14 protein-coding genes are annotated in these 16,298 nt (G+C 65.3%); 8 read left to right on the top strand and 6 right to left on the bottom strand.

The annotated features are described in order from the left end of the window. Window positions 1-115: 115 nt before the first annotated feature. Both VHB27_RS07360 and VHB27_RS07355 read right to left on the bottom strand, forming a co-directional pair. Window positions 116-1,369 (bottom strand): amidohydrolase, encoded by a 1,254-nt coding sequence (locus VHB27_RS07360; protein ID WP_325598763.1) that lies wholly within the window; start codon window positions 1,367-1,369, stop codon window positions 116-118. Continuing rightward, window positions 1,366-1,530 (bottom strand): hypothetical protein, encoded by a 165-nt coding sequence (locus VHB27_RS07355; protein WP_325598761.1) that lies wholly within the window; start codon window positions 1,528-1,530, stop codon window positions 1,366-1,368. Before VHB27_RS07355 ends, VHB27_RS07360 begins: the two co-directional genes overlap by 4 nt. 484 nt (window positions 1,531-2,014) lie before the next feature. Here VHB27_RS07355 and VHB27_RS07350 point away from each other — a divergent pair, with 484 nt between their 5' ends. From VHB27_RS07350 to VHB27_RS07340, 3 genes are all read left to right on the top strand, one after another. After that, window positions 2,015-3,241, top strand: a complete 1,227-nt coding sequence (locus VHB27_RS07350; protein WP_325598759.1) for a YbfB/YjiJ family MFS transporter — start codon at window positions 2,015-2,017, stop codon at window positions 3,239-3,241. Continuing rightward, entirely contained in the window at window positions 3,238-5,034 is a 1,797-nt protein-coding gene (sdhA, locus tag VHB27_RS07345) for a succinate dehydrogenase flavoprotein subunit (protein WP_325598757.1), read from the top strand. Before VHB27_RS07350 ends, sdhA begins: the two co-directional genes overlap by 4 nt. Window positions 5,035-5,154: 120 nt before the next feature. After that, a complete protein-coding gene (locus VHB27_RS07340) occupies window positions 5,155-5,592 on the top strand; it encodes a VOC family protein (protein WP_325598755.1) in 438 nt (145 codons plus the stop codon). A gap of 110 nt (window positions 5,593-5,702) precedes the next feature. On the opposite strand, the gene VHB27_RS07335 is transcribed toward VHB27_RS07340, so the two are convergent. The 4 genes from VHB27_RS07335 to VHB27_RS07320 are packed head-to-tail and all read right to left on the bottom strand — an operon-like array spanning window position 5,703 to window position 11,985. Further along, on the bottom strand, window positions 5,703-6,869 hold the full coding sequence (locus VHB27_RS07335) for an NADH:flavin oxidoreductase/NADH oxidase (protein WP_325598753.1): 1,167 nt from the start codon (window positions 6,867-6,869) through the stop codon (window positions 5,703-5,705). Beyond that, window positions 6,866-8,878: a hydantoinase B/oxoprolinase family protein gene (locus tag VHB27_RS07330; protein WP_325598751.1), complete on the bottom strand. Its 2,013-nt coding sequence runs from the start codon at window positions 8,876-8,878 to the stop codon at window positions 6,866-6,868. Before VHB27_RS07330 ends, VHB27_RS07335 begins: the two co-directional genes overlap by 4 nt. Continuing rightward, window positions 8,875-10,923, bottom strand: coding sequence for a hydantoinase/oxoprolinase family protein (locus VHB27_RS07325; RefSeq protein WP_325598749.1), 2,049 nt, complete (start codon window positions 10,921-10,923; stop codon window positions 8,875-8,877). The genes VHB27_RS07330 and VHB27_RS07325 overlap by 4 nt, the downstream gene beginning before the upstream one ends. A gap of 27 nt (window positions 10,924-10,950) precedes the next feature. Then, window positions 10,951-11,985 carry an extracellular solute-binding protein gene (locus tag VHB27_RS07320; protein WP_325598747.1) on the bottom strand — a complete coding sequence of 345 codons (1,035 nt, stop codon included), beginning with the start codon at window positions 11,983-11,985 and terminating at the stop codon, window positions 10,951-10,953. A 257-nt stretch (window positions 11,986-12,242) separates the two neighbouring features. On the opposite strand from VHB27_RS07320, the gene VHB27_RS07315 reads away from it, so the two are divergent. The 5 genes from VHB27_RS07315 to VHB27_RS07295 all read left to right on the top strand — a co-directional run. Next, window positions 12,243-12,857 (top strand): helix-turn-helix domain-containing protein, encoded by a 615-nt coding sequence (locus VHB27_RS07315; RefSeq protein WP_325598745.1) that lies wholly within the window; start codon window positions 12,243-12,245, stop codon window positions 12,855-12,857. Continuing rightward, window positions 12,854-13,933, top strand: coding sequence for an ABC transporter ATP-binding protein (locus tag VHB27_RS07310; RefSeq protein WP_325598743.1), 1,080 nt, complete (start codon window positions 12,854-12,856; stop codon window positions 13,931-13,933). Before VHB27_RS07315 ends, VHB27_RS07310 begins: the two co-directional genes overlap by 4 nt. Next, window positions 13,930-14,763: an ABC transporter permease gene (locus tag VHB27_RS07305; RefSeq protein ID WP_325598741.1), complete on the top strand. Its 834-nt coding sequence runs from the start codon at window positions 13,930-13,932 to the stop codon at window positions 14,761-14,763. The genes VHB27_RS07310 and VHB27_RS07305 overlap by 4 nt, the downstream gene beginning before the upstream one ends. A 43-nt stretch (window positions 14,764-14,806) precedes the next feature. After that, window positions 14,807-15,625, top strand: coding sequence for an ABC transporter permease (locus VHB27_RS07300; protein WP_325598739.1), 819 nt, complete (start codon window positions 14,807-14,809; stop codon window positions 15,623-15,625). 8 nt (window positions 15,626-15,633) lie between these two features. Beyond that, window positions 15,634-16,298 (top strand): NAD(P)/FAD-dependent oxidoreductase (locus VHB27_RS07295; protein ID WP_325598737.1); only part of this gene is annotated, 665 nt, incomplete at its 3' end.

The following is a 16,298-nucleotide window of genomic DNA, read 5'->3' as shown; positions in this document are numbered from 1 at the left end:
GCGAAGCCGATTTGAGCGCCGGCGGCGGCACGGGTGACGTTGTGCCACGCCCGGGGCGCGGATAGGCGTTCCGTCCGGGGCCAAAAAGGGCGCGCACGCACGCCGCGCCGACCCGTCAGCTTCCGCTGGTCTCCATGCCGAACCACGCTCCAGCGGCCGTCAGCATGGCGGTGATCCCGGCGTTCATGGTGGGATGGATGACCGGCGCGAAGTCGGGGGCGTGGTTGACCGGCAGTTCGTCGACGGTCCCGGCGGCCATCGCGGCGGTGAAGCGATCGGGATCTGTGCCGCCGACGAACCAGAACACCGAGGGCACGCCCCAGGCCGCGCCCAGCAGGCCAAAATCCTCGCTGGCCGAGCTTGGTTCGACCTGCTGGACGCGATCTTGCCCAAACTGCCGCTCGAATGCCTGCCGCACCTTGTCCGTTGCCGCTGCGTCATTGCGGGTCAGCGGATGCTCGCCCAGCACCGTGATGTCCGGCGGCTTCGGCGCGCCGGACGCGGCGGCCTCGGCTGCGACGATGCGGCGGATCGCGGCGAGCACGCGCGCACGTACCTCGGCGTTGAAGCTGCGGACATTGAGGCGCAGCAGCGCATGGTCGGGAATGACATTTTCCGTGCTTCCGGCCTGCAGCGCCCCGACCGAGACGACGGCCGCATCCGACATCGCCACCTCACGCGACACCACGCCTTGCAGCCGCATGACGGTCGCGGCCGCCATCACCACGGGATCAATGCTCTTCTGAGGCATCGAGCCATGCGCGCCGCGGCCGAACAGCGTTACTTCCCAACTATCGGAGGCTGCCATGACGGTGCCGGCGCGCCAGCCGATCACGCCGGCCGGGGCGGGCACCACATGCTGGCCAAACACGATGTCGGGACGGGGCAGACGCTGCACGAGGCCATCCGCGATCATCGCATGGGCACCCTCGCCGGTTTCCTCCCCCGGCTGGAACAGCGCGATCACCGTGCCGCGCCACGCATCCTTGTTTTCGGCGAGCAACCTGGCCGCGCCCATGAGCCAGGCGACATGCATGTCGTGGCCGCAGGCATGCGCAACGCCGCCCTTGGCGCCGAACCGGTCGACGCCAGTCGCGTGGCTGGCGTAGGCCAGGCCGGTCGCCTCGGTCACCGGCAGGGCATCCATGTCGGCGCGCAGCAGGACGGTGGCGCCATCCCCGTTGCGCAGCACGCCGACCACGCCGGTGCGACCGATGCCGGCCGTCACCTCGTAGCCGCAGCGCTCCAACCACGCGCCCGCGACGCCCGCCGTGCGCTGCTCCTGCATCGATAGCTCGGGGTTGGCATGGAGGTCCTTGTAGATGTCCTCCAACTCCGCGAGCAGGCTGTCGGATGGGGTCGGGATCATGGCGCGCTTCCACTGACAGCTTCGCAAATGAAGCCCTTTTCCCTTGCTGCGCGGGCAGCGGCGGATGGTCCGTCCATGGCCGCGATCAGGTCCGCACCAAGCCGCAGGGCGAGGTCCGCCGGCAATGCGTCGGGCAGCTCAAGCAGTCTCAACAGCGCCATCAGGCGCCTCCGTTCCCGTTGTGCGGCAGGAACGGGGGCGCAGCGCGCGCAGACATGCCAGGAGTGGCCGGCGCCAACTTGGCCGTCGGGGGGTGAAACAGGCATATCGGTCTCCCGTTCCGGGTAAGAGGCGTGACGTAACGACCTGCAGGCCAGTGCCGAGGGGATGGAAAGGACGCCACAGTGGTCGCCCGGCGACGGCGGGGATGCCATTGCTTGCTCCGCCACGCCGTCGCCGCCTGGTCGAGAAGACCGAAAGGTACCGGTCGCGGCGTAACGATTCAATGTGCTCCACGTCGCCGATTGCGCGATTTTTCCGAAACCCTGGGGTCGGGACGCCGCCGCTGGCCGGCAGCCTGAGCGAACGCAGGCACGGAGCAGTCCTTAATCATCATATTTTCCGATAACGGATCTCTGCATAATTCGTTAGCAGTGATATTTATCCGTGCCTAGTTCTGGCGTCGACCATCGACGTAGGAACGACATGCGGCGCTTAAGCTCAACTGACAGGAACCACGCCACCCCGGCGGCGCACGGGAACGGATGGCGCGCGACGGTGTCAGGCTGCTGCGCCAGCCTCGTCGGGATCGGCTTGGCCCGCTTCGCGTATACGCCGTTGCTGCCCGCGATCATCGGCGCGCATTGGTTTGATGCGTCGGCGGCGGCCTATCTCGGTGCCGCCAATCTGGCGGGCTATCTTGCCGGCGCCCTGCTGGGCCGGCCCATGGCGGCGAAGGTCGCACTGCGGCCGCTGCTGCGCGGGCTGATGCTCCTCGCGACGGTCGCGTTCTTTGCCTGCTCCGTCCCCCTTTCGCTGCCATGGTTCTTCGTGTGGCGGCTGCTGTCCGGCATTTCCGGCGGAGCCCTGATGGTGCTGACGGCGCCGGCTGTCCTGCCCCACGTGCCGCACCAGCGGCGCGGCATGGCGAGCGGTGCGATCTTCGCCGGCGTCGGCCTCGGCATCGCCGCGTCAGGGACCCTGGTGCCCCTTCTGCTGCGCCGGGGCCTCACCCAAACATGGTGGGGGCTGGGGACGCTTTCGCTGCTCCTGACGATCATTGCCTGGACCGGCTGGCCTTCGGGGCAACCCTCGCCCGCTGCCAGGCACGCCGCCGACGCGCATGCGCCGCGTCCCACGGTCCGTCTGCGGGCGCTTTACGCGCAATACGGCCTGAACGCGGCCGGTCTGGTGCCTCACATGCTGTTCCTGGTGGACTACGTGGCCCGCGGGCTGGATCAGGGCCTCGATAGCGGCGCCCAATACTGGGTGCTGTTCGGCCTGGGCGCTGTCGTCGGTCCGGTGTTCAGCGGGCACTTGGCGGATCGCACAGGGTTCGGTCCGGCGCTGCGGCTGGCCTTTTTCGTGCAAGCGGCCGGCGTGCTGCTGCCCGCGCTTGGTGCCGGTACCCCCGGGCTGATCGTCTCCAGCTTCGTCATAGGCGCCTTCACGCCCGGGATCGTGCCGCTGGTCCTCGGCCGCGTGCACGAACTGCTGCCGCATGACCCCAAGGAACAGACGGCCGCGTGGAGCAAGGCCACCACCGCCTTCGCGCTGCTGCAAGCTGCCGCCGCCTATGCCCTGACCTTCGTGTTCACCCAGAGCGGCGGCGACTACCAGCTAATTTTCATCATCGGCGCTCTCGCGTTCGTCGCAGGCCTGGGCATCGACCTGATCGTCGGTGTTTCCGTTTCACGCAGGAGGATCGCATGACCCGGGCCTACGATGTCATCGAGCATGTCTATGATGTCGTCGTTCTTGGCGGCGGCGGCGCGGGGCTGCGCGCCACGATGGGCATGGTGTCCGCCGGCTTGCGGACGGCCTGCATCACGAAGGTCTTTCCGACGCGAAGCCACACCGTCGCCGCGCAAGGCGGCATCGCGGCGGCGCTGAACAACATGAATGACGGCGACGACTGGCGCTACCACTTCTACGATACGGTCAAAGGCTCCGACTGGCTCGGCGACCAGGACGCGATCGCGTATATGTGCCGCGAGGCGCCGGCTGCCGTCCGCGAGCTTGAACATCTCGGCGTCCCCTTCTCCCGCACCGATGACGGACTGATCTATCAGCGTCCCTTCGGCGGCCAGACCCTGCGCCATGGCGAGGCGATGGCGCGGCGGACCTGCGCGGCGGCGGACCGCACGGGGCATGCGATCCTGCACACGCTGTATCAGCAATGCCTGAAGCACAACGCCGCGTTCTTCGTCGAATACGTGGCCCTGGACCTTCTGACGGACTCCGACGGGACATGCCGCGGACTTCTGGCCTGGTGCATGGAAGACGGCACGCTGCATCGCTTCCGGGCGCACCAGACCGTCCTGGCGACGGGTGGTTGCGGCCGTGTCTACTTCTCCTGCACCGCCGCCCATATCTGCACCGGCGACGGCAACGCAATGGTGCTGCGAGCCGGATTGCCTCTGCAGGACATGGAATTCACACAGTTTCATCCGACAGGAATTTACGGGGCGGGATGCCTGATCACCGAGGGCGCGCGCGGCGAGGGCGGGTACTTCACGAATGCGAATGGCGAGCGCTTCATGGAACGCTATGCGCCGACCGCCAAGGACCTGGCCGGTCGCGACGTGGTCTGCCGAGCGATCACGGTAGAGATCCTGGAAGGCCGCGGATGTGGCCCGAACAAGGATTACATCGAGCTACGGCTTTCGCATCTGCCGCGCGACATCCTGGAAACCCGGCTGCCCGGCATCAAGGAAACCGCGCGCATCTTCGCCGGCGTGGACTTGACCCGCGAGCCGATCCCCGTGCTGCCGACCGTCCATTACAACATGGGCGGCATCCCAACCAACTTGCATGGGGAGGTGGTGACGCTGCGCGACGGGAACCCGGACGCTGTCGTTCCGGGTCTGATGGCGATCGGGGAAGCGGCTTGCGTCTCGGTGCATGGCGCCAACCGCCTTGGGTCGAATTCCCTGATCGACCTTATCGTCTTCGGACGCGCGGCTGCCCATAGAGCAATCGCCACCGTCTCGCCCGGCGAGAGCCATGCAAACCCGGACCGGCAGAGCGAGGAGCAGGCCATTGCCCGGTTCGACCGCATCCGCTGGGCACGGGGACCACGGACATGCGGTGAGCTTCGGTCGGAGATGCAGCATGCGATGCAGCGCCATTGCGCGGTGTTCCGCGATGGCCCCTTGCTGACCGAAGGCGTGGCGATCGTCGATCGTCTTTATCACGGCCTGCGTTCCGACCTCGGTCTCGCCGACCACGCACTGGCCTGGAACACCGATCTTGGTGAAGCGATCGAACTCGACAACATGATGCGGCAGGCCAACGTCAGCATGCAGTCGGCACTGGCACGGACCGAGAGCCGCGGCGCCCATGCGCGCGAGGATTACCCGGCACGCGACGACGTGAACTGGCTGAAGCACACGCTGGCCTGGATGGACGAGGACGGACGCGTCGCCATCGATTATCGGCCGGTGCACATGAATACGCTGTCGAACGAAGTCAATCCTATCCCGCCGAAGGCTCGGGTCTATTGAGGCAGGTCGGGCTGGGGTCGTACCCGTATCGTCATGCGACCAATGAGGTGGGGACTTACGTTTCGTTCCTGGCTCAGAATCATATCTGGTGAACAGGAACCCTTGCAAGGAGGTCCAGCGTTGGCCAATCCCCTCCCCGCCACGGTTGGCGTTGATCATGTCGGATTGAGTGTTCGGAATCTTGATGGCACATGCCGCTTCTTTTGCGATTGCCTCGGATGGAGCGTTGTCGGCGAGCGGCCTGATTATCCTGCCGTTTTCGTTTCCGACGGCTGCCAGTTGGTCACTTTGTGGCAAGTCGAGTCACCGGAACGCGCAATCGCGTTCGACCGGCGCGGCAATATCGGCTTGCACCACCTCGCGCTGGCTGTGGCGGACCGGGCAGGACTGGACGCGCTGCACGAACGCATCGCGACATGGCCGGGCGTCGTCGTGGAATTCGGCCCCGCTCTCTCCGGGAAAGGACCGAAGTTCCATTTCATGGTGCGGGAGCCGAGCGGCATCCGGGTTGAGTTCGCGTACGATCCACGCCTGGAGGCGGTGCGCAAGCGATCATGACAGGACCTGCCATGTGCGATCCCCATCACCGGCAGCCTGCCCCGCCGCGCGCTCGGAACGTTACGATATCGATTTCACAAGGTAGCTGGAATTGGCGGCAGGAGATACCTCTACCCCTCGACGCCGATCCGGTCCCGGAGTTCCAGCCACCAGCCATAAGAGGGCGGCCAGCGTTCCCATTTCGGGTCGATCCCCAGCGCCTGGGCAGCGTGCAGCCCCCAGTGCGGGTCCATCAAGGCCTCACGCCCGATGGCGATCAGGTCGGCCTGGCTGGCTTGCAGGATCGCCTCGGCCTGCGGTCCGTCCAGGATCACGCCGACCGCCATCGTGGGGATGCCGGTGTCTCGGCGGATCGTCTCGGCATAGGGCACCTGGTGACCGCGCTTCAGCTTCACCCTTCGCTTGGCGAAATCCATGATGGAGTTTTCAGCGCGAATCCCCCCGGAAGAGCAATCGATCAGGTCGACGCCGCGCGCCGCCAACTCCTGCGCCAGGACACAACTGTCGCCGATGGTCCAGCCATCGTTGCGGGTGTCCAGGTCGGGACGCCAATCCACGCAGGACAGACGGAAGAACAGCGGCTTGTCACCGGGCCAATTGGCACGGACGCTCTCTGCGATCTCCAAGGCGAACCGCATACGGTTTTCCAGGCTGCCGCCATACGCGTCGGTGCGCTTGTTCGCCACCGGCGAGAGGAAGGTGTGGATCAGGTACCCGTGCGCCGCATGGATATCGAGGACGTCGAACCCGGCTTCTGCCGCCCTGCGGGCCCCGGCGCCATAGTCCTCGACCAGCTTGGCGATTTCCGCCGCCGTCATGGCCCGCGGCGTGTGCCAGCCGGAGATCGTACTGGAGGCGGTCGAAGCAACCGGCTGCCATGGCGGCTCGCCTTTCGCCGCTTCGGCTTCGCCGAGCGGACCGAGCCCTTCCCAGGGGCGCTGGCGGGAGGATTTGGGGCCGGCGTGGTGCAACTGCGCGGCGGCGACGCTGCCGTTGTCGTGCAGGAAGTCGGCGATGCGACGCAGGCCAGAGACATGCTCGTCTGACCAGATGCCCATGTCGCCATAGGTGTTGCGACCGATGGGGTCTACGATCAGTGCCTCGGTCATTACGGTACCGGCGCCGCCGACGGCGTATTTCGCCAGATGCTGGAACAGCCAGTCGTTCAGCTTTCCGTCGGGGCCGGCTTTGTACATCTGCATCGGCGAGATCACGATGCGGCTGGGAAACGTCACCCCCCGCAAGGTGAACGGGGAGAACAGCATCGTGGACGTCACGCGGCGGCGGCCTGGTTCGTAACGAAGTCCGGGGGCGGAGGCAGATCGGCGAACTGCGTCACCAGCGCCTTGTACGCAGCGACGACATCGGCCGCGCCACCGTCGGCCGGGGCGGGCGCATCGCCGATCGCGGCGAAGATCTTGTGCTTGACGAAAAACCGCCAGGTGACGGGAACGATCCCGAGGATCGCCGTCAGTGCCGCATACCGTCCAGGCGTCCAAGTCGCTTCGAACGCCGCTCGACCAGCGCCGTGGCCGAAGACGGTGTCGGTGCTCCTCTGTGCTTTTTCGACCCGCAGGGCGGTCGTGGCCTGGGTATCGACGGCACCGTCCGCGATCACCACGCCGTAGTCGTCGCGCGCGCTGGCGAGCGAGACCAGGCCGCGGCGGACGTCGTCCAGCACGGCGGCCTCGGGGCGTTCCAGCGGATTGCCGTAACCGCCGGCGCCGGGACCCTGGATCAGGATGACGTCGCCAGGGTCGCAAGGGACGATATCGGCCGACCCCAGTTCAACGGCCTGGTTCCCGCCAGGGTTCTTGACGAAGCGTGACACTCGGCCCGCCTTGCCGCCGCAGAGGCCCCAGGCCGAAAAGCGGGACCGGTCGCGGTTGCGTGCGGTGACCATCGACTGCGGCGCGAAGAGCTGGAATTCCATCTCCAACGCCGATCCGCCCCGATGCTTTCCAGGTCCACCCGAATCCGGCACCAGACCATAGCGGCGGACACGGATCGGGACTTCGGCTTCGTTGATCTCAACCGGCGTGTTCTTCAGATAGGACATGTTGGCGCCGCAGCCCTCGGCGCCGTCGCCCCAAGGGTCGCCGCCGGCGCCGCCGCCGACAGGCCCGACCGAGGCCATCACCGTGCGTCCGGTTCGCGTCGTGGTCTTGACGTTCATGATGCTGACCCCGCTTCCGGGCGAGGCGGGCAGGCGATCCGGGAGCGCCTTGCAGAACGCGCCGATCACCGCGGTCTGGGCCAGGTTGCACATCAGGCTGCGCATGCCGACTGCGGCAGGCTCCACGGCATTCATCACCGTGCCTGGCGGCAGGATCGCCCGTGCCGGCCGCACCATGCCGAAATTCAGGTTGATCGTCGGATCGAGCGCGTAAAGCGAATAAACCACACCGACCATCGCCAATGCGTGTCGTTCCTTGCCGCCGGTCGGCATGTTCAGCGACGATACCAGTTGCGGATCGCTGCCGGTGAAATCGACGGTCAAACTGTCGCCATGGATGCGCAGCGTGACCGCCACCCGCACAGGATAGCCGCCGGCCTGGTCCTCATCGACATAGTCGGCGAAGAACCACTCGCCGTCCGGCAAGGAGCGGATCAGCGTGCGCGCCTGCTGTTCGGAGTAGTCCAGCAATGCGTCGAGGCCTTGCTTGAACCCGTCACGGCCAAACCGATCGATGATCTCGTGGATCTTGCGCTCACCCACGTTGACGCAGGCGAGTTGGGCGTTCATGTCGCCCCAGTTCTGTTCCGGCAGGCGGACATTGCGGGCGATCAGATTGACCAGTTCCTGGTTGATCATCCCGTCCCGTACCAGCCGCATGGGCGGAATCCGCAGGCCTTCCTGATGGATTTCCGTCAGGCTGCGCGACAGCGTCGCAGGCACGGCGCCGCCGACATCGGTGTTATGGATATGGCAGCCGACGAAGCACACCAATTGCCCATCGCGGAACACCGGTTTCCAGATATGCGTATCCGGCGTATGGGTAGCGACGAAGCCGGCATAGGGATCGGAGGTGATGCAGACGTCGCCCTCCCTGTAATCGAAACGATCCAGCACCCCGCCATAGTCAAGGTTGGTGTACCAGGTGGCGCCGAAGGTAGTGGGGGAGGCTACGGTCAAGCCTTCCGGTGTCAGCACCTGGCAGGAAAAATCTTCGGTTTCCTTCACGAAGGTGGAGTGCGCGGTGCGCATCAGGGTCCAGCCCATGCTCTCCGCCGTGGCGGTGCAGTAATTGTGCAGGATCTGCAGCGTGGTGCTGTCGAAGGTCATGCCCCTTTCTCCTGAACGATGCGCAGATTGGTGTGCTCGTCCACGCGGCCGACGAAGCCGGGGGGCACGACGGTGGTGCAGTCCTCTTGCATGATCACTGCCGGGCCGGCGAAGGCCTGCCCGGCGAGCATGGTCGTGCGTTCATACAGTGCCGCCTCGCACCAGCCGCCATCCAGCCAGACCTTGGCGTTGCCGATCGATACCGCCGGCCCTGGATGCGACGCCTGGCGCGGAAGCAACGGTTTGGCGGTGGTGCCGATGATGACCAGACGCACCGCGATGACCTGCAGCAGCGCATCCCGGTCTGCATGGCCGTAGACACGTTCGTGCGCCCGGTGGAAGGCTTCGGCGATCGCTTTCGTCTCAGCCGAAAGCACCATGTCGGCAGACAGCGGCGTGTCGATCTCGAAGGATTGGCCACGGTAGCGCATGTCGGCCGAGTAGACGAGGCGATACGGTCCCTCGAATCCCTGATCGTCACGCAGCCAGCGTTCGGCGCGCAGGCGCAGCCCGTCGAACGCATCACGCATCTGTTCTGCGGCGGCGTCGTCGAGATCGAGATAAAGCGTCGCCAGGAAGTCGTTCTTCAGGTCGGCGATCAGTCCGCCCAAGGCCGACAGCACGCCGGGCGTCGGCGGCACCAGGGTTTCCTGCATGCCCAGGTCGCGCGCCAGGAAGCAGGCCATCATCGGACCGGCACCGCCGAAAGCGAGGCAGGCAAATTCCCGCAGGTCGACGCCGAAGCGGGAGACCAGGCCGCTGACCTCGGCGTACATGCCGGAGACGGCGATGCGGATGATGGCTTCGGCGGTTTCCTCGATGCCGCGTCCCAGGCGTGAGGCCAGCACGCCAATCGCATCACGCGCCTTGTCCCGGTCCACGGTGACGGCGGAGTAGCCCAATGCGGCGTTGCCCACCAGACCGCAGGCGACGAACGCATCGGTGATGGTCGGACGCGTGCCGCCACGGCCGTAGCAGGCGGGACCCGGCCGGGAGCCGGCGCTTTCCGGCCCGACCTTCAGCACGCCCAGCCGATCGACCCAGGCGATCGAACCACCGCCTTCGCCGATCGAACTGACCGAGACCGAGGGGATGTAGATGTTGAAATCACCGATCCGCTCCCCCACGCCATATTGCGGCTGGCCGTCGATGATGAGCGCGACATCGGCGCTGGTGCCGCCGATGTCGAGACTCATGCAGCGGGGGACCCCGGCGATGGCAGCGACATGGCTGGCGCCGATCACACCCGAAGCCGTGCCGGACAGGATCATCTGCACGCACTCGCTCTTGCCCTGTTCGGCGGTCATGACGCCGCCGTTGGACTTGGTCAGTCGCGGTTCGACCGGCACGCCGGCTTGCTTCAGCGCCGCCTGGAGTTGCGTCAGGTAGTGCGCGACGCGCGGCTGCACATAGGCGCCGATCGCCGCGGTGATGGTGCGTTCATATTCGCGGATGATCGGCCAGGTCTCGCTGGAGCAGAATACCGGCAGGCCGGGGGCCAGTTCGGCGACGATCGCCTTGACCTGCTGCTCATGCGTGCCGTTGCGATACGCATGCAGCAGGGCGATGACGATGCCTTCGGCATTGGCTGCCTGCGCGGCCTTCACGGCCTTTTCCACGCTGGCGCGATCGAGCGGGGTTTCGATCTCTCCCGCCGCGGTCAGCCGTTCGGCGATGCCGAAGTTCATGTCGCGCGGGATCAGCGGGGCCGGGCGCTTCGACAGCAGGTTGTACATGTTGGGAATCTTCAGTCGAGCGACTTCCAGCACGTCGATGAAGTTCTCGGTCGTGAACAGCGCGAGCTTCAGCCCCTTGCGCTGGATGACGGTGTTGACGCCGACCGTGGTGCCGTGGGTGAAGTAGACGATCTCCTCTGGCGGGATCTTATAGCGTTCGCCCAACTGCCGGATGCCTTCCATGACTTCGGCACCCGGTTCGTCGGGGCGGGAGAAGACTTTCAGACTCTGCAGGCGATTGCTGGACTCGTCGAAGACGGCGAAATCCGTGAACGATCCCCCGATATCGACGCCGACACGATAACCCATGGGTTCGCTCCTTACGGACCGGGAGGCTCAGCGCCCGATCTCCTTGTTCCACCGCTCTATCCATTGTCCCTGGATCTCACCGATCTTGCGGTAGGGCGGAAAGATCAGCTCAGAGGTCGGGGTAATCTCGTTCGCAACCTTCGGATCGAAGGTCGCGTCCTTATTGGCGATGCCATAGCGGATGGCGCTGCCGAAGCAGGACTGCGCCTCCTTGTTAAGGGCCATGTTGGCGAATTCGTAACCCAGCGGCGAGCCGTTCTTGATCTTCTGAATCCAGGTCATGGCGACGACCACGCCCGGCTTGGGGGAGATATACTTGAAATCCGGGTTGCCATCGTCAATGAAGGAATAGGCGCGTCCGTCCCAATACAGCGCCATGTCGATATCGCCGCTTTTCAGCGCATTCAAGACCGTGTTGGGATCGAACCAGAACGACAGGTTGCCGCTGTCGCGCATCTTCTTGATCTCTTTCAATCCCGGCTCGATATTATTGACGTCGCCACCGTATAGCTTGGCGAACCACCAGACCGAGATCGTCAGGCCACCACTGGGATAGGTGACGGTCGGCATCATCGCTTTCCATTTGCCGGCGATGGTGCCGTCGACGAACTCTTTCCATGTCTTAGGCGGGTCCTTCACCGTCTTGGAATTGTAGATGATCCCCATCGCGCCATAGTTGTGCACGGCGCCGTAGCCGTCGGTGATATGCTGGAACTCCGGCTTCTCGAGCGCGATGTTCGGGACGTTCTGAGGGGTGAACGTGTCGATCAGACCGCGGTCGGCGGCGACATAGCTGGTTTCGGTGGCGTTGTAGATGACGTCGATCGGCGGCTTGTCCTTGTTGGCGGCGATCTGGTTCAGCCACTGGAGCGGGGAACCGAGCACCACATCCACCGTCTTGCCGGTCTTCTTTTCGAACGGCGCGATGATGCATTTCTTGAGGCTTTGTTCCCAGACTCCGCCGAAAGCGCCGACCACCAGGTCGGCAGCCTTGGCGGCACCGCCGCCCATCAGCAGAAGCGCTGCCGCGCCGAGGATGAACCGCCGCGTTTGAGCCCCCATAACCGCTCTCCTGTCCGATCGCTTTTTTACCGATCTGTGTCTCGACCGGCGAAGCCTATTCACTATACTGAACATGACGCAAGGGGTCGCGACCAAAAAATCTGCGCTCTTTCAGGGTGTAGTGACGCCCAAAGGGCCGCATATCGAGTTTTCGTCGACGGTTGCGACAGTGCCTTGCCGAGCATTGTGTTTCGATATATTGAAACGAGTGTCTGTTATGCAGACGGACCCCAGGGACGACCGACAGGAAACCATGCGTGGGGAAGCAAGTTCTGGACCAGCAAGCCGATACGCCTGAATCCACGGCGGATGACGCTCGGGTCGGCAAGGCGCTGCGCCGCCTGCGCCGCGACAAGGGGCTGTCGCTGAAGGAACTCGCCCTGAAGTCCGGCGTCTCCGTCGGGATGCTGAGTCAGATCGAGCGCGATCTCGCCAACCCGTCCCTACGTTTGTTGACACAGATCCGCACGGCACTCGGCGTCACCGTCTCCGATCTCTTCGACGATGCCCCGCCACCGGCGGCCGATCCCACCTTCGTGCGTCGCGCGGACCGGCGCGGCTGGCTGGAACTCGGTTATCTCAGCAAGGAATTGTTGTCGCCGCATGCACCGCACAACCTGCAGTTCATGATCTTGCACATCCCGCCAGGCAGCACATCCGGTGACCAGCCGCTCAGCTACCCTGCCGAAAAAGGCGGCATGATCCTGAATGGATCGTTGATCCTGAAGGTGAAGGACCGGGAGGTGCTGCTGCACCAGGGCGACAGCTTCCTGTTCGACAGCCTCGATCCGCATAGTTTCCGCAACCCGACCGATGAAACCGCTCAAGTGCTCTGGATCATCGGCGCCGTCAGGGTCGATCGCCAACTGTGACCGTCCTTGCACCTCCGCTCCGGCTCGTCGATGTCAGCAAGAGTTTCGGCGGCGTGCAGGTGCTCAAGCCGCTGCGCCTCGACATGGTGCAGGGCGAGATGCTGGCATTGCTGGGCCCCTCCGGCTGCGGCAAGACCACCACCCTGCGTCTGATCGCGGGGTTCGAGGTGCCGGACACCGGCAGCGTGGTCATCAACGGCCGCGACATGACCGCGATGCCGCCGAACAAGCGCGGCCTGGGCATGGTGTTCCAGAACTACAGCCTGTTCCCGCACATGACCGTGGGCGAGAACGTTGCCTTCGGCCTGCGCATGCGCGGCGCCAGCGCCGCCGAAAAGACGAAGCGCGTGCGGGCCATGCTGCAGATGGTTCGACTTGAAAGCTTCGAGGACCGGCGCATCAGCCAACTCTCGGGCGGCCAGCAGCAGCGCATCGCCCTGGCACGCGCCCTGGCGACGGAGCCATCGATCCTGCTGCTGGATGAGCCGCTGGGCGCGCTGGACAAGAACTTGCGCGAACGCATGCAATTCGAGTTGCGCGACATCCAGCACCGGCTGGGCATCACCTGCATCCTGGTCACCCACGACCAGGAGGAGGCGCTGACCATGTCCGACCGCGTCGCGGTCATGGCGCATGGGGAGGTGAAGCAGGTCGGTCACCCGACCGACGTCTATGAACGCCCCCGTTCCCGCTTCGTCTCGGAATTCCTTGGTACGGCCAACATCTTCACTGGCACGGTGAAGGCGCAGGAAGGGGCGGCCTGGCGTGTCGCGATCGACCCGCGGGGTTGTGCCGAACCACTGATCGCGGCGGAAACCCTGCAGCTTGGACAGCGGGTCACGCTGGCGGTGCGGCCCGAAAAGCTAGTGCTCGGCCCACCGAAAGCCGACGCGATCACGGCCCGCGTGCGCGACATCGTGTTCCGCGGCGCCTATTTTGCCTATGAGTTGACGCTGCCGAACCAGGAGCAGCCGCTGTTCGTCTATACCCAGAAGCGGGAAGCCGTGCCCGATGACGGCATCGTCGGCCTCACCTGGGCCCCCGACAGCGCCGTGATCCTGGAAGAACCAGCATGAGCGCCCGCCCCGGATCGTACCGCTTGACCTCACCGGTGTGGTGCGTGCCGGTGATCCTGTTCCTGGCGATGTTCTTCATCGTGCCGCTCGCCGCCAACCTCGCGCGCACCGATGCGCCGCAAGGATGGTTCTTCTACTATCAGAAGCTGCTGTACGATCCCTATTACGCCGGGGTGCTGTGGGAGACGGTCAAGGTCAGTCTGATCACCACGCTGGCCTGTCTGGTCGTCGGCTACCCGGTGTCTTATTTCATGGTGCGCCACGCCGGACGCTGGAACGCGCTGATCGTGTTCTGCATCGTGGCGCCGCTGCTGACCTCGATCATCATGCGCACCTTCGGCTGGCGCGTGCTGCTGGCGCGCAAGGGGCTGCTGAACACCCTGCTGATGGATATCGGCCTGGTCACGCGGCCCGAAAACCTCGCCGACGACCGGATCGCCGTCTACATCGGCCTGGTCCACGTGCTGGTGCCGTTCATGGTGCTGTCGATCACCGCGGTGCTGCAGGGCGTCGACGTCAAGCTGGAGGAATCCGCCCGCGTCCTGGGCGCCGGGCGGTCGCGCACCTTCCTGCACGTGACGCTGCCGCTTAGCATCGAAGGCATCGCCACCGGCTGCATCCTGGTCTTCGTCATCACCAACGGCAGCTTCCTGACCATGCTGCTGCTGGGCGGCAGCAAGATCACCACACTGTCGCTGCTGATCTACCAGCAGTTCACCACGACCGAGGATATCGGCTTCGCCGCGGCGATGGGCAACATCCTGATACTGGTCGCCGTGCTGTGCTTCATCGTGCAATACGCGCTGCTGCGGCGCCGAAACGGATCATGATGGCGCCGTCCGTAGAAAATTCGATCCCGGAACGGGGTGCAGCATGACCGCATGGCGGAGACTGTTCCACTCCGGCAGCGGCGCGACGATGCTGCTGACGGCCTATGTCATCCTGTTCCTGGTCTTCATCCTCCTGCCGATCGCCGCGGTGATCGTCGTTTCGTTCTCCAGCGCCTCCTACATCGCTTTTCCGCTGCCCGGGTTCAGCGTCGCGTGGTACGCCAAGATGGCGGCCAACCATGACTTCACCAGTTCCCTGACAACCTCGATCGAGTTGGCGCTCGTCTCCGCCTGCATCGGCGCCCTGCTCGGCTGCCCGGCCGCGCTGGCGCTGGCACGGTCGCGCGGCGTGGGCGCAGGACTGCTGGCGAACCTGCTGCTGGCACCGATCAGCGTGCCGGCGATCGTCCTGGGATTTTCCCTGCTGTATTTCCTCTCAGCGCTATCGTTCGGCCTGTCCTTCGGCGCGCTGCTGGTGGCCCATTCCGTCGTCGCCATCCCGTATATCGTCCGGACCGTGCTCGCGACCTATCGTGCCGTGTCGACCAATCTCGAAGAATCCGCCTCGGTCCTGGGCGCATCCCGGTGGCAGGTGCTGTGGCACGTGACACTGCCGATGGTGCGGCCGGGTATCTTCGCCGGGGCGATGTTCGCGGTGCTGACGTCGCTCGACAACCTGCCTCTGTCGTTTTTCTTCGGGACCGCGACGGTCAATACGCTGCCGGTCGTGATGCTGAACTACATGCAGAACAATTTCGACCCCTCCATCGCCGCGATCAGCGTCGTGCAAATGTTGATCGCCGTCGCAACCTTGCTGGTGCTCGACCGGGTCTACGGCATCGAGCGCCTGACAGCCGCATAGGATTGATCATGGACACAGCCTGGGAAGCGATCTCGCCACCGCTCGAGCGGGTCACCGGGGCGTCAAAGCTGCCAGAGCGGGCGGACGTGGTGGTGATCGGAGGCGGGATCGCCGGGGTTTCAGCGGCATATTTCCTGGCGAAGAAGGGCCATTCGGTCGCGTTGCTGGAAAAGGGCCTGATCGGAGCGGAACAGTCCAGCCGCAACTGGGGCTGGTGCCGCCAACAGAACCGCGACAAGGGTGAGTTGCCGCTGATCAAGCACGCCATGACGCTGTGGGACTCGCTGCCGGCCGAAACCGGGGCCGATTTGGGGTTCCGCCGCACCGGCCTGGTCTACGTCACTCGCGACCCGGCGGAGCTGGCGACATGGGAAGCCTGGTGCGACATGGCGCGCGATTACCAGGTCGGCAGCCGGATGCTGACGGCGGCGGAGGCCAGGGCAATGACGCCCGGCAACAGCCGGGCGGATTGGATCGGCGGGGTGCATTCGCCGCAGGACGGCCGAGCGGAACCTACCGTCGCCGCGCCTCGCCTCGCCGCGGCCGCGCGGAATCTGGGGGTCAGCGTACTGCAGGGATGCGCCGTCCGAGGCCTGGAAACCACCGGCGGCCGGATCAGCGGCGTGGTCACCGAGGCCGGACGCATCGCCACCAGCGTCGTGCTGTGCGCGGC

Source organism: Rhodopila sp. (assembly GCF_035548235.1).
GTDB lineage: Bacteria > Pseudomonadota > Alphaproteobacteria > Acetobacterales > Acetobacteraceae > Rhodopila.
This window is presented reverse-complemented; position numbering and strand designations above follow the sequence as displayed.